The sequence below is a fragment of the Litchfieldella xinjiangensis genome (assembly GCF_000759345.1).
Lineage (GTDB): Bacteria > Pseudomonadota > Gammaproteobacteria > Pseudomonadales > Halomonadaceae > Litchfieldella_A > Litchfieldella_A xinjiangensis.
The window spans coordinates 299,071-317,495 of record NZ_JPZL01000002.1 but is presented as its reverse complement, the minus strand read 5'-3'; the positions used below and the strand labels follow the sequence as shown (position 1 = coordinate 317,495).

Genomic DNA, 18,425 nt, shown 5'->3' with positions numbered 1-18,425 from the left:
CCGCCGGTCAGCGCTGCTCGGTGGGCATGACCCGTAATACCCGTCCTTCGTCACTGTCAGTCAATAGATAGAGCGCCCCGTCGGGACTGGTGCGGATGTCGCGTATTCGTTCGCCAAGCTCGGCGAACAACGGCTCCTGGGCAACGATGCGGCCATCGACGCGGTTCAGTCGCACCACATGACGGGCGGCCAATGTTGCAACGAAGAGATCGCCCTGCCATTCGGGAAACAGCGACGCGTCGTAAAGGGTCATGCCGGAAGGGGCAATGGACGGGGTCCAGTGCAGGAGCGGCGACTCGAAAAGCCCCAGGTCGGTATAGGGCGAGATACGTGCGCCAGTGTAGTCGACCCCGTGCGTCACCATCGGCCAGCCATAGTTGCCGCCCGCCTGGATACGGTTGAGCTCGTCCCCACCCCGGGGGCCGTGCTCGTGCAGCAGGATTTCACGACGTTCAGCATCGTAGGCGAGCCCCTGTACGTTGCGATGGCCCACGCTGAACAGCTCGGGCTGGGCACGTTCGACCCCAAGAAAGGGATTGTCCTCCGGCACGTCCCCGTCTGTCGTGAGCCGTACCACGCTGCCCAGGTGATTGGCCGGATTCTGAGCATGCTCGCGGTAATCGAAGCCGTCACCCAGCCCCAACAGCAGCGTATCGTCGGGCAGCAGAAGCATGCGCCCGCCATAGTGGGACGCCCCGTAGGTATCGGGAAGCGCGCGAAACAGGGTCTCGCGGTCCATGAGTCGCTCTCCGTCGAAACGGGCACGATCGAGGCAAGTGGTATTGGCCTTCGCCTCGCCACAGGCATAGCTGAGAAACAGAACACCACTCTCCTCATGGTCGGGTGCGAGCAGTACCTCGAACAGGCCCGCCTGGCCTTCGGCGTAAACCTCTGGCGCCCCTTCGACGGGTGCCGCCTGCAAACCCTCTCCAGCTCGAATCAGGCGCAGGCGCCCGGCGCGCTCGGTCACCAGCATGTCGTCATTGGGGAGAAAGGCCAGCGACCAGGGATGGTCAAGGCCTTCGGCTACGGTAGCGATGTGATAGGTGGTCGCGGCTGATACCTCGGCGAGACCGGCCATGAGTGTGATTGCGGCGACGATCAGGCGTCGCATGGGGAAATCCTCCGTGTGCTGAGAGCCCGGGTCACCCAAGCATAGGCCACGCCTCCCAGCGCAGCGCTGAGTACCATGGCAAGGCTGCCGACATTGCCTCGCGTGGCAGCGATCAAGGTGGGCATCGGGGCAAGCGAATTCGCTACCCAAAGTGCCACCCATAATCCCAAGCCGGCGCCCAGCGCGGGAAACAGGTGCGCCCCCGGTCGCCAACGTCGCCTAAGGGCCTCGGCCACCGGTAGCGACGCTGCGAAAGCGACGGCGACGATCACGCTGTAAAGCGGCGTGAAGCCAAGCAGGTCGTGACCCGTCGTAGCCAGTCGCGTGCCCAAGGGGATGCGCAGCCCCATCTCGGTCAGCGCCGCCAGGTTGAATTGCGTCTGCACGATCGACCCGAGCAACGTAGCGGTCAAGACGGCCGCAGCGTAGCCCAGCAGGCAACGTAAAAAAAGCGACATGAGCTCTCCTGACCCAGGTTGGTACCGCTTCGTTGACTACCAGCATCGACCAGGAAGGCAGCGCTTGCCAGACGTTACCGATTTCCCTTGGCTTGGATTCGGGCTGGCCCTAAAATGCGCGCGCCTTGCCTCTCAATCTCCACCCGCTCGGGTGGCTCATCGTTTCGGAGTCGCCATGTCTCGTTCGTCGCCTTCCCGCTTCCGTCCATATTGGCATTGGCTGATACCCGGCCTAGTAACCCTATTGCTGAGCGGTTGCCTGGCGCTTCCCCAGACGGGGCTGTTCGCCATGCGCCTGGCCGTGACCTCGCTGGGTATCGAGGATGTGCGTATCGGCCCCTATGCCATTCGTGGTGGCCTGGATACGAGCGATATTACCTCACTGGTCACGTCCAGCCTGGGCATGGGCAGCTTGCCGATACAGGCCACCATGGCGTTGGGGCTGGGCCTGCCCAAGGGACTGCCACCGGTGGAAATGAACGGCTTCGCCTGGACGCTCGACGTGCCGGGCGCCGAGCCGATCAGCGGCGAGTATGAGCAGCGGGTCGCCCTGACACCTGGCGAGGATGCCGATCTTCGCCTGCCGGTGGCCTTCGATGTGCTGGGTGGCAATCAGCGCCTGGCGCCGATGGTGCAATTGGCCAGTCAGCTCGCCACCCGGGGAGATCTGCCCGTGGGTAGCGAACTGGCGATCACCCCGGGAGGCTTGCGTGGCCTTGGCGTGAGCCTGCCACCAGGGCTATGGATGCCCACCCTGCGATTGGCCGTGGGCGAGGACGGCAACCTGCAACCCCAGTCCTGATCGGTTACCGATCCTCCAGACGCTGGCGGCCCACCCACTGGCAGGCGAATTGCCAGGCGGCGCGGCCGCTGCGACCCCCACGCAACGTCGCAAAGCGAATCGCTTCCTCGCGCGATGCCTCGTTCCAGTCTTCGGGGCGCCCCAACTGGCTGACCCAGTGTTCACAGGCTTCCAGATAGATGGCCTGGTTGAACGGATGGAAGGCCAGCCATAGGCCAAAGCGATCCGAGAGGGAAATCTTCTCCTCGACGGTATCCCCATGGTGAAGTTCGTCACCCACCAATTGCGATGCCTCATTGTCCGACAGCGATTCCGGCAACAGGTGGCGGCGGTTCGAGGTGGCATACAGCAATACGTTCTCCGGCGGCCCGGTCAGCGTGCCGTCCAAGACGCTCTTGAGGGCCTTGTAGGCGTCATCGTTGCCCTCGAAGGAGAGATCGTCACAGTACACTACGAAACGATGCGAGGCATCGCGTAGCTGCTGTACCAGTTGTGGCAGCCCCGCAAGGTCGTGTCGATCGACCTGGATCAGGCGCAATCCTTCTGTCGATAACGAATTGAGCAGTGCGCGGACCAATGACGACTTGCCGCTGCCCCGGGCTCCCCATAGCAGGGCATGGTTGGCTGGCAGCCCGTGGAGGAAAGCCCGCGTATTGTCGAGCAGGGCGCGCTTCTGGCGTTCCACTCCCAGCAAGTCATCCAGAGTGACGGCATCGCGCACCTTGACGGGCAATAGCTGACCGCCCAGGGCATGGCGCTGCCACAGCGCGGCGACGTCCCGCTCCCAGTCGACCGGTTCAGGGGCGGGTGGCAACCACTGCTCGGCACGTTCGATGAGCGACAACAGGCGTTGCGATAGATGGGCATCCATTCAGGGTCCTCGTGCGATCGGAGTGGTTGACGTGTACGACGTTAGGGGTATCTTGTGGCACATCGTCCGCTTTCGTCCATCTGCTCCGATGGCGACCTACGAGGAAACTTCATATGCGCTGGATCTCCCGTGCGGCCATAGGCGCCCTGTGCCTCAGCCTGGTGGCCTGTACCAACTCTCCCACCGGTCGCCAGCAGCTTACGCTCTACTCCGACGAGCAGCTCAACCAGATGGGCGAACAGACCTTTGCCCAATATCAGCAGGAATTGCCCACGGTCGGGGGTGCGACACTGGCCTATGTCGAATGCGTGACGAACCAGGTCGTCCAGGCCCTGCCGGCCGAGCAGCGCAACCAGAACTGGCAAGTGCGGGTCTTCGAGGATGATTCGGCCAATGCGTTTGCCTTGCCGGGCGGCTATATGGGCGTGCATACCGGCCTGCTGAAGATCGCCAACACGCAGGACCAGTTGGCCTCGGTCATCGGCCATGAAATCGCCCACGTGCTGGCAAGTCACGCCAATGAGCGTGTTTCGACCCAGTCGGCCACACAGCTCGGTCTGTCGGTGCTGCAGTCCGCGGCCGGCATGCAGGGCGCCCAGGGCGAACAGCTGATGGGGCTGCTGGGCGCCGGCGCCCAGTACGGCATCCTGCTGCCCTTCTCTCGCCGTCATGAGAGCGAAGCGGACGTCATCGGGCTCAACCTGATGGCCGAGGCCGGCTTCGATCCCCGCGCCAGTATCGATCTGTGGCAGAACATGCAGTCCGCGTCGGGCGGTCAGCCGCCTGCCTGGATGTCCACGCACCCCAGCCACGGCCAGCGTATCAGCGATCTACAATCCGCGATGGACGAGGCCCTGTCACGCTATCAGGCAGCACAGGACGCCGGCCAGCGTCCCAACTGCTCGCGGCCGGGCTGAGGAAATGGTGAGACTCGGACTGTTGCTTCTGGTGATGCCCATCGTGATCCTGATGGGTGTTTATTTCTGGGAACTGGGCAATGTGCGTGAATGCACACTCAATGGCGGGTTCTGGGATTACGCCGAAGGGGTATGCCGCGACCAGCCCCAGCCCTTCGTCTCCTGGCTGGAGCGTTATCCTTGGCTGGTCAACGGCGGGATGGTCGTGGCACTACTGGGTGCCGTGATGTGCCTGTCCGGCCTGTTCATCCGGCGCCGCTGATATGACTAGCGCGCCGTGCTCGCCCTAGAGCGCACGACGCAGGTCAGCCAGGACCGGCGCCGTGTCCGGGCGCACATGCCGCCATTGGAAGAAGGATTCCGCCGCCTGCTCGACCAGCATGCCCAGCCCATCGAGCGGTCTTGCGCCACGGGCCGCGGCCCAGGCCAGAAATACCGTGGGTTCGGCAGCGTACATCATGTCGTAGGCCGTGGCCCCACGCTCGGTGAACAGGTCATCGGGCAGCGGCGGCAATTCGCCAGAGAGGCTGGCGCTGGTGCCGTTGATCACCACGTCAAAGCCTCCCGGCAGGCCCTCGAAACCGGCACCGGAGACAGCCCCCAGGTCGCCAAAGTCACGAGCCAGGCACTCGGCTTTCTCGACCGTGCGGTTGGCGATCACGACTTGGGCAGGCCCCGCCGCAAGCAGCGGCTCGAGAACGCCGCGTACCGCGCCACCGGCGCCCAGGACCAGCACCCGTTTTCCGGCCAGTGCGACCGCATGGTTCGCCAGATCCCTGACCAGGCCCACACCATCCGTCGTATCGCCATACGTGGCGCCATTCTTGCCCAGCAGCAGCGTATTCACCGCACCGGCACGCCTGGCACGGTGGCTCAGGGTATCGCATAGGCGATAGGCTTCCTGCTTGAACGGCACAGTGACGTTGGCCCCATGCCCACCGTTGGCCACGAAGCTCCGCCAGGCGTCCTGAAATCCGTCCAGTGGCGCCTCGATGGCCTCGTACCCCATCGCTTCGCCCGTCTGCGCGGCAAAGGCCTGATGAATGATGGGAGATTTGGAGTGACCTATGGGGTGGCCGAACACGCAGTAACGGTCGCTCATGCATCCGCTCCCTTGTTCTTGCCGCGTGTCCGCTCAAGCGCTTCCTGTTCCCCCAGCCAATCGCGGGGATGCAGAAACTCCTGGTAAAGCCGCTCTTCGGCACTGCCGGGCTCCGGGGTCCAGCCATAGCGCCAGGAAGCCATGGGCGGCATGGACATCAGGATGGATTCGGTGCGCCCGCCGCTCTGCAGGCCGAACAGCGTGCCGCGGTCCCAGACTAGATTGAATTCCACGTAGCGCCCGCGGCGATAGGCCTGGAAGTCACGTTCGTGCTCGCCGTACTCGGCGTCCCGCCGCCGCCGGACGATCGGCAGGTAGGCGTCGAGGAAACTGTCGCCCACGGCACGCTGGAAGGCGAAGCAGGCCTCGAAACCGCCACTGTTGAGGTCATCGAAGAACAACCCGCCGACGCCGCGCGTCTCGCCACGATGCTTGAGATAGAAGTACTCGTCGCACCAGGCCTTGTAGCGCGGATAGACCGTCTCGCCGAACGGCTCACAGGCCTGCCGGGCGGTCTCGTGCCAGTGCACGACATCGTCCCAAACGGGATAGAAAGGCGTCAGATCGTAGCCACCGCCGAACCACCAGACCGGTGCCTCCCCGTCCTTCTCGGCGATGAAGAAGCGCACGTTGCCATGGCTGGTCGGCACATGGGGATTATGCGGATGAAGCACCCAGGAAACGCCGACGGCATGGTAGCCGCGACCCGCCAGTTCGGGGCGTGCCGCAGTGGCCGAGGGTGGCAGCTGTTCGCCATGGACATGAGAAAAATTGACCCCGCCTTTCTCGAAGACACGGCCGTTCTCGAGCACGCGCGAACGTCCACCTCCGCCCTCTTCCCGTTGCCAGCTATCTTCCTGGAATTCCCCCTGGCCATCCTCCGCTGCCAATGCCTGGCAAAGGGTGTCCTGAAGGGTATGTAGATAGGTCTTTACGTCATCGAGGTAGGCGTGAGCCACGAGGCCTCCGGGTCGCTGTCGTGAATGAGGAGACTAGGCGCGCAAGACGCGTCCGGTGACCAGATCGCGAATGGTAGTCGGCCGGTCGAGGCCCCCCAAGGGCCCGTCGACTACCGCGCCCAGGCGATTGCCGAAGTGCTGGCGAATCTCGTCGGCACTCATGGCAGGCGCTTCGCCGGCGAGGTTGGCTGAGGTCGAGACGATCGGGCCGCCGAAGGCGTCGCACAGCGCCTGCACCGTGGGGTGATCGCTGACGCGCAGAGCCACGCAGGAATGACCGCCTCTCAGCAGGGGGTGGGCGCGGCCGTTGTCAGGCACCAGCCAGGTATGCGGTCCCGGCCAGCTGGAGACCAATGGCGCGTGCAGGGCAAACGGCAGGTCGCGCAGCCACTCGTCGAGTTGGGCAATCGTGCCGGCAATCAGGATCAGCCCCTTGGCCGGGTCGCGTTGCTTGAGGCGTAGCAGGGCAGTCAATGCCTCGCCATTGTCGGGATCACAGCCCAGCCCCCACACCGCTTCGGTGGGATAGGCGATCACGGCGCCTTCACGCATGGCGTTGGCAGCAGCGGTAATGACGTCGTTTTCACTCATGATTGCGTCCTTGACCTGACCGGTGTCTTGGCAGGGGCGTAGTCTAGCATGGCTACCCAGGCAGACGTATCCACCCCCCGGCGGCCTGGGTCGCCCGCCCTTCGAGCTCGAGTTCGAGCAAGCGCAGCTGACAGCCCGACACATCCAGGCCAGTCAACGAGATCAAGGCATCAAGCGGCGTCGGTACGTCACTCAGCCAGCCAAGCAACGGATCGTCAGCGACGACAGAGGCCCCCTGGCTGCCCGCCTCGACATCTACCGCCGGTGTGGACCAGTGTCCAAGCTCGGCGAGGATGTCGGCAACCTCGGTCACCAGGGTCGCACCCTGCCGAATCAGGCTCAGGCAACCGCGGGCCTGGGGGTTGTGAAGCGAACCAGGTAAGGCGAAGACCTCGCGATTCTGCTCGATGGCCAGGCGGGCGCTGACCAGCGAGCCACTCTTCTCGGCTGCCTCGATGACCACGACGCCCTGCGCCAGCCCGGTCACGATGCGATTGCGCCGGGGAAAGTAGGCCGGCCGCGCCGTGGTGCCGGGCGGATGTTCGGAGAGAATGAGCCCGCCTTCATCGAGCAGCCGACGATAGAGGCCGGCATGGCGGGGGGGATAGATGACGTCGGCACCGCAGCCAAGCACGGCCACGCTGCGGCCGCCCGCATCCAGTGCGGCCTGCTGCGCTTGACCGTCGACGCCCAGTGCCAGGCCGCTGACCACGCACCAGCCCTGTTCAGCAAGCTCCCGGCCGAAACGCGCCGCGTTGCCCAGCCCATCGCGGGACGGGCGGCGCGTGCCCACGATGGCGATGCCTGGAGGCGTCAGCGCCTCCAGGTCGCCGATGGCCCAGAGAACGGGGGGCGGGTCGGCGATCTCGTCGAGCAGGCACGGCCAGGCCGGATGATGCGGGTGCAGCAGGGCGTTGCGCGGGTCGGCAGCCAGCCAGGCGTCGAGGGCATCGCACTGTGCCTGCAAGGGGCTGCGCTGCGGATACTCGAGCCACAGGCGCAGGGCCTGGCGCGGCTCGGGAGGCAATAGGGCCAACCACCCCTCGGGCCAGCTCGGCGCTTGCGCCGCAAGCACCACCAGACGCCGCGGGCCTAGTTTGGGAAGACAAGATAGAACCAGCCACTCCTTGGCCGTCATGGGCACTCCAGTCAAAACGTCAACGAAGGGATTCGGGGGTGGCCGGCAACGCGACCCTATCCGACTCGATATCGGGAATATCGGGGCTATGAGCGCGATCGCCTACCGACAGGCTACGGCTGGCCTGCATGACCAGGGCATAGCTCATTTTGTCGTACGCCCTGAAGACCATGACCAGTCCGGCCGGTGAGCCCGGCAGGCGGACCGCTTCCTGGGTGACAGGGTCGGTGACCAGTTCGCCGCGCTGCTCCACACGTAATACATGGCCCGGACCCAGGCCATCGCGGCTGCCGCGATCGAGCGCCACGACATGCAGACGGCCGATGAATCGGACGCCGCCCGGTACCGCAAGAATTCTGCCATCGACGAAACGCGTGGGCGGTGCCGGTTGAAAGGCAACGGGCAGGGTGAACGTTTCCAAGGGCAGCAGCACGTCGCCATCGCGCACTTCCTGACGAGACGCCACCACCTCGAGCAAGGCGATGTCCTCCTCCTGACTGATCCAACGCGCCTGGCCCACCCCTGCCATTTCCTGGCCCAGGAATTCGCCGGTTACGCTGTCATGGTAGGCCTCGCCAGGCCGATAGATGCCCCAGCGGCCCTGAGCGGCCAGCTCACCTCGGGCATAGATGCGATCGCCCGCCCCACTGACCAGTCGCCTATCGTCGCCGGCCAGCACATAAGGAAGCTGTGTTGCCAGCGTGGACTCATCGACCACCCGATGATCGGACAGGAAGTGCTGGACACGCTCCAGCGGCAGCGGCGGCACCGCCTCACGGCGAGGCACGCGACGCACGTCAGGAGATAGTCGCACTTCGCCCTGGCCTCGCTCGAGCCCCAGGCGGGGTTGGCCGTTCTCGTAATAGAGGTAGACGCTATCGCCGGGATAGATCAGATGGGGATTGTCTATCTGCGGGTTGACGCCCCAGATCCGTGGCCACTGCCAGGGATGGCGCAGAAAGCGACCTGAGATATCCCATAACGTGTCGCCGCGCACCACTGTGTAGCTGTCCGGCGCGTCATCGCGCAATCCCGAATCGCCAAGGCCCTGGGCCGAAGCGCTGCCTACCCCCAGCGGGAAGACCAGAAGCGATAAAGTCAGCAGGCGTACCCACTGCCCCACCCTGCCATGCAGGTGGCGCTTTCTTCGGTTCATGTTCCTCCACCCCGCGCATCGTTGTCGCTTCGCCTGTGTCCGGCGCTCGCGATTGTACGACATTGTCGCTGATTTCAGGGAACCATCGGACTCGGCTATCATTCCAATAATGGTCCCCAAGGTTCCGTTGGCGGCTTCCGCCCACTACACTATCGGTTTTCGCCCAAGAGACTTGGGGCGTATTTTGTCATAACAGCGTAACGGTGAATTCAACGCCATGGCCCTACTTCCGATCCTCGAATTTCCCGACGAACGACTGCGCACCAAGGCGGCGCCTGTCGAGCGCGTCGACGACGAGGTACGCCAACTGGTCGACGACATGCTCGAGACCATGTACGAGGCCCGTGGTATCGGCCTGGCGGCTACCCAGGTCGACGTCCATCGTCGCGTCATCGTCATGGATGTCAGCGACAACCATTCCAGCCCGCTGGTGCTGATCAATCCGCACTATACCCCGCTCGATGACGCACGTGAGCCGATGCAGGAAGGCTGCCTGTCGATTCCGGAGTATTACGCCGAGGTGCCCCGTCACCTGCGCGTGCATCTCGAGGCGCTCGACCGCGACGGCAACCCCTACTCGCTCGATGCCGACGGCCTCCTGGCCCATTGCATTCAGCACGAGCACGATCATCTCGAAGGGGTGTTGTTCGTCGATTACCTGTCGCCCCTCAAGCGCGATCGGGTCCTGAAGAAGATGCAGAAGCGACATAAACAATTGCAGGATGCCTGATCGGCACGTCCTAGCGAGGGCCGGCTCCGGTGAGTCGGCCTTCGTCGTTACCGGCCCCTTCCGCTATCATGGCGTCACTTCCTTTCGATAACGACGAGCCAAGGGCCGCCACATGACCCAATCCCTGCGTGTGATCTTTGCCGGCACCCCGGATTTCGCCGCCGCCAGTCTCGCCACCCTCCTGGCCAGCAACCATGATGTCATCGCAGTCTATACCCAGCCCGACCGCCCCGCCGGCCGGGGGCGCAAGCTGACCCCGAGCCCGGTCAAGGCCCTGGCCCTCGAACACGACTTGCCCGTCTATCAACCGGTCACGCTCAAGGAGGGCGAGGCCCAGGCCCAGCTGAAGGCGCTCGAGGCCGACATCATGGTGGTGGTCGCCTATGGGCTGCTGCTGCCCCAGGCCGTTCTCGACATCCCCCGCCTTGGCTGTCTCAACGTGCATGCCTCGCTGCTGCCGCGCTGGCGAGGCGCGGCACCCATCCAGCGCGCCATCGAAGCGGGCGATGGGCAGAGCGGCGTCACCATCATGCAGATGGATGCCGGCCTCGACACCGGGCCCATGCTGTTGACGCGGACCACGCCGATCGATGTCGATACCACCGGTGGGACGCTTCACGACCGGCTGGCCACGCTAGGGGGTGAAGCGATCGTCGAGGCCCTGGACGCACTGGCAGGTACAGGACTCGAGGCCGTTCCCCAGCCGGCGTCAGGGGTCACCTATGCCGCCAAGCTGTCCAAGGCCGAAGCCGAACTCGACTTTCGCGAACCGGCCAAGGCCTTGGCGGCGCGCATCCAGGCCTTCAATCCCTGGCCGGTGGCCTGGACGACGCTCGGTGATGATACGCTGAGGTTATGGCGCGCCTCGGTGGGCCAGTTCCGGCCGGACGACCCCCAAGCCGCGCCGGGTACGCTGCTGCCGGCCGCCCCCGATGCGCTGCGTATCGCCTGCGGCAGCCAGGGCGAGGAGGTGCTGTGCGTTCATCAGGCACAGTTACCGGGTGGCAAGCCACTCTTGGCGCGCGATCTACTCAACGCACGAGGCGATCGGCTACATACCGGCACGCGCCTGGGCCGTGCCCACTCATCTCAGGAGGAGACTCGTTGATGCCACAGGACAATTCGCCTAACTCCAACGGACAAGCCGTTCGCGCGGCAGCGGCGCGTGCACTGGTACCGGTAATCACGGACCAGGGGTCGCTTTCAGGCCTGGACACCAGCCAGGTGGCCTCGCGCGATCGCGGACTCATGCGCGCACTATGCTACGGCGCCTGTCGAACGCTACCCCGTCTCGAGGCGCTAGCGTCGGAATTGCTGCGGTCGCCCTTCAAGACACGTGACGCGGATATCCAGGCGCTGCTCCTGATCGGCATCTATCAATTGCTTTACCTTCGCGTGCCGGCGCACGCCGCGGTGGGCGAGACGGCCGGTGCTGCGCGCGTACTCGACAAGCCGTGGGCCACCCGCGTGATCAATGGCTGTCTGCGGCGCCTGCAACGCGAGGCCAGCGAACTCCAGGCAAAGGTCGACAGTGACCCCAGCGTGGCGATGCTGCATCCCGGCTGGTGGTTGAAATGGCTACGCCGGGCATGGCCCAACGACTGGCAGGAGATCGCCATCGCCAATAATCAGCCGGGCCCCATGACGCTGCGCGTCAATCGCCGCCGAATCGACCGCGAAGCCTATCGCGAGCGACTGGTGAGTGCCGGCCTCGATGCCCGGCTGTGCCTGCATGCGCCGGACGGGTTGACCCTGGTCGAATCCTGCGATGTGGATACCTTGCCGGGTTTTCACGACGGTCTGGTCAGCGTCCAGGACGAAGCGCCACAACTGGCCGTTGAACTGCTCGGGCCCCTGCTGGCGCCGCGCCCCGGTGCCAAGGTGCTGGATGCCTGCTGTGCCCCCGGCGGCAAGACCGCCCACCTGCTCGAGGCCTTCGATGTCGACATGACCGCCATCGATAGCGACGCCACGCGCCTGGAGCGCGCCGAACAGACCCTTGCCCGCCTCGACTTGTCCGCCCGCCTGCTGCATGGCGATGCCACCGAGCGGAGTTGGTGGGACGGTACCGAGTTCGATGTCATCCTGCTCGATGCCCCGTGCTCCGGCAGTGGCGTGATTCGCCGCCACCCCGATATCAAACGCCTGCGCCAGCCCGAAGACATTCGTGAGCTGGCGAAACTGCAGGCACGCCTGCTCGACAGCCTATGGCAAACGCTGGCCCCGGGCGGCACGCTGCTGTATGCCACATGCTCCGTGCTCCCCGAGGAGAACGCCGACCAGATCGCCGCCTTCCTCGAACGCACCCCGGAGGCTCAGGTCACCACCCCGGAGCAGGTCGCCTGGGGCCGGCCGGCCGGTGCAGGGCGGCAATTGCTGCCCGTGGAAGACGGGCACGACGGCTTCTTCTACGCTCGGCTGAACCGTCGCGCCTAGCCTGGAGGGGCATTTGCCCCTCCCCCGCGTCTCCTGCCTATACTGACGTTGACCGACGACACTCAACGATCAAGGAGCGATTCAATGTCGCACGTCTACAAGCATGTCGAGCTGACGGGCTCTTCCACCGAAAGCGCCGAGGATGCCATCTCGCAGGCCATCACCCGTGCCAGCAAGACACTGCACGACCTGCGCTGGTTCGAGGTCATGCAGACCCGGGGGCATATCGAAGAGGGCCGCATTTCGCATTGGCAAGTCACGATGAAGGTAGGCTTCACCCTCGACGAGTGATTGGTTATCGTGACCGACCGGCACAACTCGCCCGCCCCGGCGTGCCCTGGGCGGGCGAGTTGTGCTAGCCTGCGCCATCCGGCGAGGGGCGCTGTGCTGCGCCATGCCAACAGCATGCGGATGCCCGATTCATGAAGATCATCATTCTGGGTGCCGGCCAGGTCGGCGGCACATTGGCCGAACATCTGGCCCATGAAGAGAACGATATCACCGTCGTCGATACCGACGGTCCGCGACTGCGCGAACTGCACAATCGACTGGATATCCGTACCGTCTCGGGGCCGGCGTCCTATCCGATGGTGCTGCGCCAGGCCGGCGGCGAAGATGCCGACATGTTGATTGCCGTGACCAATTCCGACGAGGTCAACATGATTGCCTGTCAGGTGGCGCATACGCTGTTTCGCACCCCGACCAAGATCGCTCGTGTGCGCGCCACCGCCTACCTGACCCGCAAGGGACTGTTCGCGCATGACGCGGTCCCCATCGATGTACTGATCAGTCCCGAACAGGTCGTAACCGACCACATTCGCCGCCTGATCGAGTATCCCGGGGCGCTTCAGGTGCTCGAGTTCGCCGGAGGCCAGGCCCAGTTGGTTGCGGTCAAGGCGTTCTATGGCGGCCCGCTCGTCGGCCAGGAACTGGGGTTCCTGCGTCGGCATATGCCCAACGTGGATACCCGGGTAGCGGCCATCTACCGCCGCAACCGCCCGATCATTCCTCGCGGCGACACCGTGATCGAAGCCGACGACGAGGTTTTCTTCATCGCCGCCCGCCGCGACATCCGTGCCGTCATGAGCGAGCTTCGCAAGCTCGATCGTGACTTCCGTCGTGTGGTCATCGCGGGCGGTGGCAATATCGGCGAACGCCTCGCCGAGACGCTGGAGCATAGCCACCAGGTCAAGATCATCGAGCACAGCCTGGAGCGTTGTACCGGTCTTTCCGAGCGTCTCGACCGCACCGTCGTCCTGCATGGCAGCGCGACCAGCAAGCGTCTGCTCCTGGAAGAGAACATCGAGGATTGCGACATCTTCTGCGCCCTGACCAACGACGACGAGGTCAATATCATGTCGTCGATGCTGGCCAAGCGCCTGGGGGCGAAGAAGGTGCTGACCCTGATCAACAATGCCGCCTATGTGGATCTGGTCCAGGGCGGCGAGATCGATATCGCCATCTCGCCCCAGCAGGCCACTATCGGTGGTCTGCTGACCCACGTGAGGCGCGGCGACATCGTCAATGTGCACTCGCTACGCCGCGGTGCCGCCGAGGCCATCGAGGCCATCGCCCATGGCGATTCCCGCTCATCTAAGGTAGTCGGGCGTACCATCGACCAGATCGACCTGCCCAGCGGGACCACGATCGGCGCCATCGTACGCGGCAAGGAAGTCTTGATCGCTCATGACGACGTGTTGGTGGAGTCGGGCGACCATGTGATCCTGTTCGTCATCGACAAGCGCCGCATCCGCGACGTCGAGCGGCTATTCCAGGTCGGGCTGACTTTCTTCTAATATGAGCGGCCGGGTCATACTTCGCATCCTGGGTCTGTTGCTGATGCTCTTCAGCCTGACCATGGTGCCGCCGATCCTGATCTCGGTGATTTTCCGCGACGGCGCCTGGGAGGGGTTCGCCATCGCCCTGGGCATCACACTGGCCACAGGTGGCCTGCTTTACTTGCCCAACTTGGGTGCACGCAAGGAATTGCGCACCCGCGACGGCTTCCTGATCGCCGCGCTGTTCTGGACCGTACTCGGCCTGTTCGGTGCGCTGCCACTTATGTTCGAGGCGACCTACGCCCTGTCACCGACCGACGCTGTCTTCGAGTCGTTCTCGGGGCTGACCACCACCGGGGCCACGGTCATCACCGGCATCGATTTCCTGCCAGAGTCGATCCGCTACTATCGCCAGCAACTGCAGTGGCTCGGTGGCATGGGGATCGTGGTGCTGGCGGTGGCTATCCTGCCAACGCTCGGTGTCGGTGGGATGCAGCTCTATCGCACCGAGATCCCCGGCCCGCTCAAGGATTCCAAGCTGACCCCTCGAATCACCGAGACGGCGAAAGCGTTATGGTATATCTACGCCAGCCTCACCGTGACCTGCATCGTCGCCTATTGGCTGGCCGGCATGGATTGGTTCGATGCGATTGGCCATGGCTTCTCGACCGTCGCCATCGGCGGGTTTTCGACCTATGACGACAGCATCGGCTACTTCGACAGTGCCACCATCGAGCTGATCTGCGTTAGCTTCATGATCATCTCGGCGATGAGTTTCAGCCTGCACTTCGCCGCCTGGCGCGAGCGTCAGCTGAGCCAGTATCTCAAGGATCCCGAGTCGCGGTTTCTATTGATGTTCCTGCTTGGCCTGACGGTCGTCACCGTGGCGACACTGTGGATCAGCGCCACCTATACCGACAGCATGGGGCTTCGCCATGGCCTGTTCCAGGTCGTGTCGATTGCGACGACGGCCGGGTTTGCCGTCGCCGATTTCTCGGTCTGGCCCGGCGCCCTGCCCTTCCTGTTGTTCGTGGCGGCGTTCGTAGGAGGCTGTTCAGGATCCACCGGTGGCGGCATCAAGGTGATCCGTATCATCCTGATCCTCAAGCAGGGCTTGCGTGAAATCCTGCGACTGATTCACCCCAACGCGATCATCGCGGTCAAGGTGGGCAAGGTCAGTGTGCCGGACAGTATCGCCCAGGCCGTCTGGGGCTTTTTCTCCGTCTACCTACTGCTGTTCTTTGTGATGCTACTAGGCGTCATGGCGACGGGGCTCGACCAGATCACCGCCTGGTCGGCCGTCGCCTCGGCTCTCAACAACCTGGGCCCGGGTCTCGGCGAAGTCGCCGGTCACTACGGGGACATACCCGATCTTGCCAAATGGATTCTGGTGTTCGCCATGCTCCTGGGCCGCCTGGAAATCTTCACCGTATTGGTGCTGCTGACGCCGGCTTTCTGGCGCCGCTGACGGCAGCTTCGCAACATCGACCGGTTTGGCCTGCCCGCCGCCTTGGTGGATAATCGACCGGTCACCCACAGGATAAGAGCGTTCATGACCGACCCTCAGGACATTGCCGCACGCACCGATGAGTCCCCGATCACGGGCCCGATGCGGGTGGTGGAACATGGCACTACGCGCTACACCCTGCTGGGAACCGCCCACGTCTCGGCCGAGAGTGCCGACGAAGTTCGCCGGTTGATCGCCAGCGGCGAATTCGACGCCGTGGCCATCGAGCTGTGCCCGTCACGTCATCAGAGCCTGATCGAGCCCGACGCCCTGGCCGGCCAGGACCTGTTCGAGATATTTCGCCAGGGCAAGGCCGGCATGGTCGCGGCCAGCCTGGCCCTGGGAGCCTTCCAGCAGCGCGTCGCCGAACAGTCGGGCATCGAGCCGGGCGCCGAGATGCGTGCTGCGCTCGAGGAGACCCAGCGGCGCAATCTGCCTTTGCTGCTGATCGATCGCGACGTGGGCGTCACGCTCAAGCGCATCTACCGCAACGTCCCCTGGTGGCAACGCTTCGGCCTGTTCACCGGCCTGCTCGGCAGCGTGATGTCCCGCCAGGAGGTGTCCGCGGCGGATATCGAGCGGCTCAAGGAGGGCGACATCCTGGAGTCGACATTCAATGAGTTCGCCGAACAGTCGGAGGCGCTGTATACCCCACTGATCAGCGAACGCGACCACTACATGGCGCTGCGTCTCGACGAGGACAATCCTCACGGACGCTTTCGAAACGTGCTGGTGGTGATCGGGGCGGGCCATCTCAAGGGGCTGGCTGCGCATCTTGAGTCGCCTACCGACGACGATCCGCGTCAGGCCCGTGAGGCGCTCGAGCATACCCCGCCGCGGGGTGCCTGGTGGCGAGCCCTGCCCTGGGCGATTACCGCCCTGGTATTGATCGGCTTCGTGATCGGTTTCTCGCGCAACACCGACCTGGGCTGGGAGCTGGTGCTCGACTGGTTCCTGATCAATGGCATCCTGTCGGCGGCCGCCACGCTGGTGGCCCTCGCTCATCCGCTGACCGTCGTCGCGACGTTCTTTGCCGCACCGCTGACCTCGCTGAACCCCACCATCGGTGCCGGTTTCGTGGCGGCCGGTGTCGAGCTGTTCATGCGCAAGCCCAAGGTGCGCGACTTCTCCCAGTTACGTCACGACGTGGCCGCGCCGAAAGGCTGGTGGCGCAATCGGGTCTCACGCACGTTGCTGGTGTTCCTGTTCGCCACGCTGGGTTCCGCGGCGGGGACATGGATTGCAGGATTTCGTATTGCCGGCAAACTATTTGGCGCCTAATGGCTTAGGTCAAGCGCCCCGCACCTGCCCTTACCGACGGGCGCTTAGCCGCCGCATGGCCGGTGTCGATTCGAGCTTGTGATAGGCCCGGCTGGCCGCATAGCTGTCGTTGAAGACATCGAAGTAGTCGTCGAGAATTTCCGCAGCGTTAGTATCGCCACTCTGGCGCAGCAGCTCGATGGCCACTTCGGCCGTGCATAAGTGGGCGCTGGAGGCGGGCTTGCGCAAGCGGTAGCGTGTCAGGCGTCGAGTCGATAGCGGCAACACCGGCAGTGCATCGAGGTAGGGGCTCTTGCGGAAGATGCGCCGTGCCTGCCGCCAGGTCCCGTCAAGAATCACGAATACCGGGATACGTCCTGCCTGCTTGACATCGACTACGGCATCGATGCCCACGACCCGGTGGGCATAGTCAGGCTGATCATCGGGAAAGATGATGAAAGGGACGTATTGCGGGTCGTCTAGCAGCGCCAGCAAGCGAGGATCAGGCTCGGTCCGGTACCAGGTAAAGACCTCGGTGGTGGGGAGCACGTCACCAATGAGCCGCCCGGTATTGGTCGGTTTATGATGCTCGAGGGGATGCGTCAACAACCAGACCCGCGCATCGCTCTGGGCGGTGACGCGAAACGGACATAGACAATTGAGCACGGGCAGGTTGCAGCCGGGGCAGCGTGTGACGAAACTGCCGCGCGCCTTGAATTCACGCCGTGGCGGACGCGGATGTCCGGTTGCCGGATCGCGGGAAGGGTCGTGCGGGGTATCGTTGGGCATAGGACAACATGGCTGGAAACGGGCGCGCATTCTAGCACGCCGATCGCGGCCAGCGATCAGCGACAACTTACGACGGGCCGAACCGCAATTCGGGTAGCCACAATCGACCTTCACGACGCCAGTGGCGCACCAGTTCGGGAACGCCCTCGCCCGCGGGACGGCTGACACGCGCCACACCGGGTGGCGCCAGGCTGCCGGCCTGAGGGTCGACCAGAACGATATCCGTTTCCAGAGGCGCCTGTTCGAGCAGCAACGCCGCCGGCATCACCGCCAGCGAGGTGCCTACCACCAGCAGCAGATCGGCCTCGGCCACGATATCGCATGCGTCTGCATAGCGCGGCACGGACTCGCCGAACCACACCACATCGGGGCGCAATTGGCTGCCCTTGTCGCAGACATCCCCCAGCTTGATCCCGCCGCGAGGCAAGGGATAGCGCAAGCGGGGATCGACGCTCGAACGCGCCATGAGAATTTCGCCGTGCAGGTGCAGCACATCGCGCGATCCGGCGCGCTCATGCAGGTCATCGATGTTCTGCGTGACGATGCTGACCCGAAAACCGTCACGCTCAAGATCCGCCAGGGCACGATGGGCCGCGTTGGGCCGCGCGCGGCGCACCTGGGCTCGACGCTGATCATAAAAACGCAGCACCAGCTCAGGATCGCGGTTGAAGGCCTCGGGCGTGGCCACGTCCTGCACACGATACTCTTCCCAGAGCCCGTCGCTGGCCCGAAACGTCTTTATACCGCTTTCAGCACTGATACCGGCCCCGGTCAGCACGACCAGGTGCGGCCTGGAGGATGATGTCATGGCGATCCT

Annotated in this window: 20 protein-coding genes; 10 read left to right on the top strand and 10 right to left on the bottom strand. The window is 64.3% G+C overall.

From position 1 onward, the window contains the following. Window positions 1-7: 7 nt before the first annotated feature. Entirely contained in the window at window positions 8-1,114 is a 1,107-nt protein-coding gene (locus tag JH15_RS08990; RefSeq protein ID WP_043529553.1) for a PQQ-dependent sugar dehydrogenase, read from the bottom strand. Beyond that, a complete protein-coding gene (locus tag JH15_RS08985; protein WP_043529551.1) occupies window positions 1,102-1,572 on the bottom strand; it encodes a hypothetical protein in 471 nt (156 codons plus the stop codon). Before JH15_RS08985 ends, JH15_RS08990 begins: the two co-directional genes overlap by 13 nt. A 175-nt stretch (window positions 1,573-1,747) precedes the next feature. Between JH15_RS08985 and JH15_RS08980 the strand changes: the two genes are divergently transcribed. Then, a complete protein-coding gene (locus JH15_RS08980; RefSeq protein ID WP_043529549.1) occupies window positions 1,748-2,374 on the top strand; it encodes a hypothetical protein in 627 nt (208 codons plus the stop codon). 4 nt (window positions 2,375-2,378) lie between these two features. Here the strand turns inward: JH15_RS08980 and JH15_RS08975 are convergent, their stop codons facing one another. Further along, window positions 2,379-3,245, bottom strand: a complete 867-nt coding sequence (locus JH15_RS08975) for an ATP-binding protein (protein WP_043529547.1) — start codon at window positions 3,243-3,245, stop codon at window positions 2,379-2,381. A gap of 113 nt (window positions 3,246-3,358) precedes the next feature. Between JH15_RS08975 and JH15_RS08970 the strand changes: the two genes are divergently transcribed. Both JH15_RS08970 and JH15_RS08965 read left to right on the top strand, forming a co-directional pair. Then, window positions 3,359-4,162 carry a M48 family metallopeptidase gene (locus tag JH15_RS08970; protein ID WP_043529545.1) on the top strand — a complete coding sequence of 268 codons (804 nt, stop codon included), beginning with the start codon at window positions 3,359-3,361 and terminating at the stop codon, window positions 4,160-4,162. Between the two features lie 4 nt (window positions 4,163-4,166). Further along, window positions 4,167-4,424, top strand: coding sequence for a hypothetical protein (locus tag JH15_RS08965; protein WP_043529543.1), 258 nt, complete (start codon window positions 4,167-4,169; stop codon window positions 4,422-4,424). A gap of 24 nt (window positions 4,425-4,448) precedes the next feature. Here JH15_RS08965 and aroE read toward each other — a convergent pair whose 3' ends face one another. Genes aroE through JH15_RS08940 form a run of 5 tightly spaced genes read right to left on the bottom strand, consistent with a single transcriptional unit; the run spans window position 4,449 to window position 9,108 of the window. Further along, window positions 4,449-5,264 carry a shikimate dehydrogenase gene (gene aroE, locus JH15_RS08960; RefSeq protein ID WP_043529541.1) on the bottom strand — a complete coding sequence of 272 codons (816 nt, stop codon included), beginning with the start codon at window positions 5,262-5,264 and terminating at the stop codon, window positions 4,449-4,451. After that, window positions 5,261-6,223 carry an oxygen-dependent coproporphyrinogen oxidase gene (gene hemF, locus JH15_RS08955; protein WP_043529538.1) on the bottom strand — a complete coding sequence of 321 codons (963 nt, stop codon included), beginning with the start codon at window positions 6,221-6,223 and terminating at the stop codon, window positions 5,261-5,263. The genes aroE and hemF overlap by 4 nt, the downstream gene beginning before the upstream one ends. Before the next feature lie 33 nt (window positions 6,224-6,256). Further along, window positions 6,257-6,814: an L-threonylcarbamoyladenylate synthase type 1 TsaC gene (gene tsaC, locus JH15_RS08950; RefSeq protein ID WP_043529537.1), complete on the bottom strand. Its 558-nt coding sequence runs from the start codon at window positions 6,812-6,814 to the stop codon at window positions 6,257-6,259. Window positions 6,815-6,866: 52 nt separating this feature from the next. Beyond that, window positions 6,867-7,952: a DNA-processing protein DprA gene (dprA, locus tag JH15_RS08945; protein WP_043529535.1), complete on the bottom strand. Its 1,086-nt coding sequence runs from the start codon at window positions 7,950-7,952 to the stop codon at window positions 6,867-6,869. A gap of 19 nt (window positions 7,953-7,971) precedes the next feature. Next, a complete protein-coding gene (locus JH15_RS08940; protein ID WP_052383995.1) occupies window positions 7,972-9,108 on the bottom strand; it encodes a LysM peptidoglycan-binding domain-containing protein in 1,137 nt (378 codons plus the stop codon). Window positions 9,109-9,325: 217 nt separating this feature from the next. Here JH15_RS08940 and def point away from each other — a divergent pair, with 217 nt between their 5' ends. The 7 genes from def to JH15_RS08905 all read left to right on the top strand — a co-directional run bounded on the left by def (window position 9,326) and on the right by JH15_RS08905 (window position 16,840). Beyond that, window positions 9,326-9,838 (top strand): peptide deformylase, encoded by a 513-nt coding sequence (gene def / locus JH15_RS08935; RefSeq protein ID WP_043529532.1) that lies wholly within the window; start codon window positions 9,326-9,328, stop codon window positions 9,836-9,838. 112 nt (window positions 9,839-9,950) lie between these two features. After that, on the top strand, window positions 9,951-10,946 hold the full coding sequence (fmt, locus tag JH15_RS08930) for a methionyl-tRNA formyltransferase (protein ID WP_043529530.1): 996 nt from the start codon (window positions 9,951-9,953) through the stop codon (window positions 10,944-10,946). Beyond that, entirely contained in the window at window positions 10,946-12,274 is a 1,329-nt protein-coding gene (rsmB, locus tag JH15_RS08925; protein WP_043529528.1) for a 16S rRNA (cytosine(967)-C(5))-methyltransferase RsmB, read from the top strand. The genes fmt and rsmB overlap by 1 nt, the downstream gene beginning before the upstream one ends. Before the next feature lie 84 nt (window positions 12,275-12,358). After that, the gene (locus JH15_RS08920; protein ID WP_043529527.1) at window positions 12,359-12,565 is read left to right on the top strand and encodes a dodecin; all 207 of its coding nucleotides are present in this window, start codon (window positions 12,359-12,361) and stop codon (window positions 12,563-12,565) included. Between the two features lie 131 nt (window positions 12,566-12,696). Further along, window positions 12,697-14,070, top strand: a complete 1,374-nt coding sequence (gene trkA / locus JH15_RS08915; RefSeq protein WP_043529526.1) for a Trk system potassium transporter TrkA — start codon at window positions 12,697-12,699, stop codon at window positions 14,068-14,070. Between the two features lies 1 nt (window position 14,071). Then, a complete protein-coding gene (locus tag JH15_RS08910; RefSeq protein ID WP_043529525.1) occupies window positions 14,072-15,520 on the top strand; it encodes a TrkH family potassium uptake protein in 1,449 nt (482 codons plus the stop codon). Between the two features lie 84 nt (window positions 15,521-15,604). Next, window positions 15,605-16,840, top strand: coding sequence for a TraB/GumN family protein (locus JH15_RS08905; RefSeq protein WP_043529524.1), 1,236 nt, complete (start codon window positions 15,605-15,607; stop codon window positions 16,838-16,840). A gap of 30 nt (window positions 16,841-16,870) precedes the next feature. Here JH15_RS08905 and JH15_RS08900 read toward each other — a convergent pair whose 3' ends face one another. Together JH15_RS08900 and JH15_RS08895 are read right to left on the bottom strand one after the other, a co-directional pair. Beyond that, window positions 16,871-17,608 (bottom strand): tRNA-uridine aminocarboxypropyltransferase, encoded by a 738-nt coding sequence (locus JH15_RS08900; RefSeq protein ID WP_043529523.1) that lies wholly within the window; start codon window positions 17,606-17,608, stop codon window positions 16,871-16,873. 67 nt (window positions 17,609-17,675) lie between these two features. Continuing rightward, window positions 17,676-18,416, bottom strand: a complete 741-nt coding sequence (locus JH15_RS08895; RefSeq protein ID WP_043529521.1) for an SIR2 family NAD-dependent protein deacylase — start codon at window positions 18,414-18,416, stop codon at window positions 17,676-17,678. Window positions 18,417-18,425: the final 9 nt, after the last annotated feature.

What these genes read in the sequence shown, in the direction of transcription:
- JH15_RS08990 (WP_043529553.1), bottom strand. Translation starts at nt 1,114, where the DNA reads ATGCGACGCCTGATCGTCGCCGCAATCACACTCATGGCCGGTCTCGCC.
- JH15_RS08985 (WP_043529551.1), bottom strand. Translation starts at nt 1,572, where the DNA reads ATGTCGCTTTTTTTACGTTGCCTGCTGGGCTACGCTGCGGCCGTCTTG.
- JH15_RS08980 (WP_043529549.1), top strand. Translation starts at nt 1,748, where the DNA reads ATGTCTCGTTCGTCGCCTTCCCGCTTCCGTCCATATTGGCATTGGCTG.
- JH15_RS08975 (WP_043529547.1), bottom strand. Translation starts at nt 3,245, where the DNA reads ATGGATGCCCATCTATCGCAACGCCTGTTGTCGCTCATCGAACGTGCC.
- JH15_RS08970 (WP_043529545.1), top strand. Translation starts at nt 3,359, where the DNA reads ATGCGCTGGATCTCCCGTGCGGCCATAGGCGCCCTGTGCCTCAGCCTG.
- JH15_RS08965 (WP_043529543.1), top strand. Translation starts at nt 4,167, where the DNA reads ATGGTGAGACTCGGACTGTTGCTTCTGGTGATGCCCATCGTGATCCTG.
- aroE (WP_043529541.1), bottom strand. Translation starts at nt 5,264, where the DNA reads ATGAGCGACCGTTACTGCGTGTTCGGCCACCCCATAGGTCACTCCAAA.
- tsaC (WP_043529537.1), bottom strand. Translation starts at nt 6,814, where the DNA reads ATGAGTGAAAACGACGTCATTACCGCTGCTGCCAACGCCATGCGTGAA.
- dprA (WP_043529535.1), bottom strand. Translation starts at nt 7,952, where the DNA reads ATGACGGCCAAGGAGTGGCTGGTTCTATCTTGTCTTCCCAAACTAGGC.
- JH15_RS08940 (WP_052383995.1), bottom strand. Translation starts at nt 9,108, where the DNA reads ATGAACCGAAGAAAGCGCCACCTGCATGGCAGGGTGGGGCAGTGGGTA.
- def (WP_043529532.1), top strand. Translation starts at nt 9,326, where the DNA reads ATGGCCCTACTTCCGATCCTCGAATTTCCCGACGAACGACTGCGCACC.
- fmt (WP_043529530.1), top strand. Translation starts at nt 9,951, where the DNA reads ATGACCCAATCCCTGCGTGTGATCTTTGCCGGCACCCCGGATTTCGCC.
- rsmB (WP_043529528.1), top strand. Translation starts at nt 10,946, where the DNA reads ATGCCACAGGACAATTCGCCTAACTCCAACGGACAAGCCGTTCGCGCG.
- JH15_RS08920 (WP_043529527.1), top strand. Translation starts at nt 12,359, where the DNA reads ATGTCGCACGTCTACAAGCATGTCGAGCTGACGGGCTCTTCCACCGAA.
- trkA (WP_043529526.1), top strand. Translation starts at nt 12,697, where the DNA reads ATGAAGATCATCATTCTGGGTGCCGGCCAGGTCGGCGGCACATTGGCC.
- JH15_RS08910 (WP_043529525.1), top strand. Translation starts at nt 14,072, where the DNA reads ATGAGCGGCCGGGTCATACTTCGCATCCTGGGTCTGTTGCTGATGCTC.
- JH15_RS08905 (WP_043529524.1), top strand. Translation starts at nt 15,605, where the DNA reads ATGACCGACCCTCAGGACATTGCCGCACGCACCGATGAGTCCCCGATC.
- JH15_RS08900 (WP_043529523.1), bottom strand. Translation starts at nt 17,608, where the DNA reads ATGCCCAACGATACCCCGCACGACCCTTCCCGCGATCCGGCAACCGGA.
- JH15_RS08895 (WP_043529521.1), bottom strand. Translation starts at nt 18,416, where the DNA reads ATGACATCATCCTCCAGGCCGCACCTGGTCGTGCTGACCGGGGCCGGT.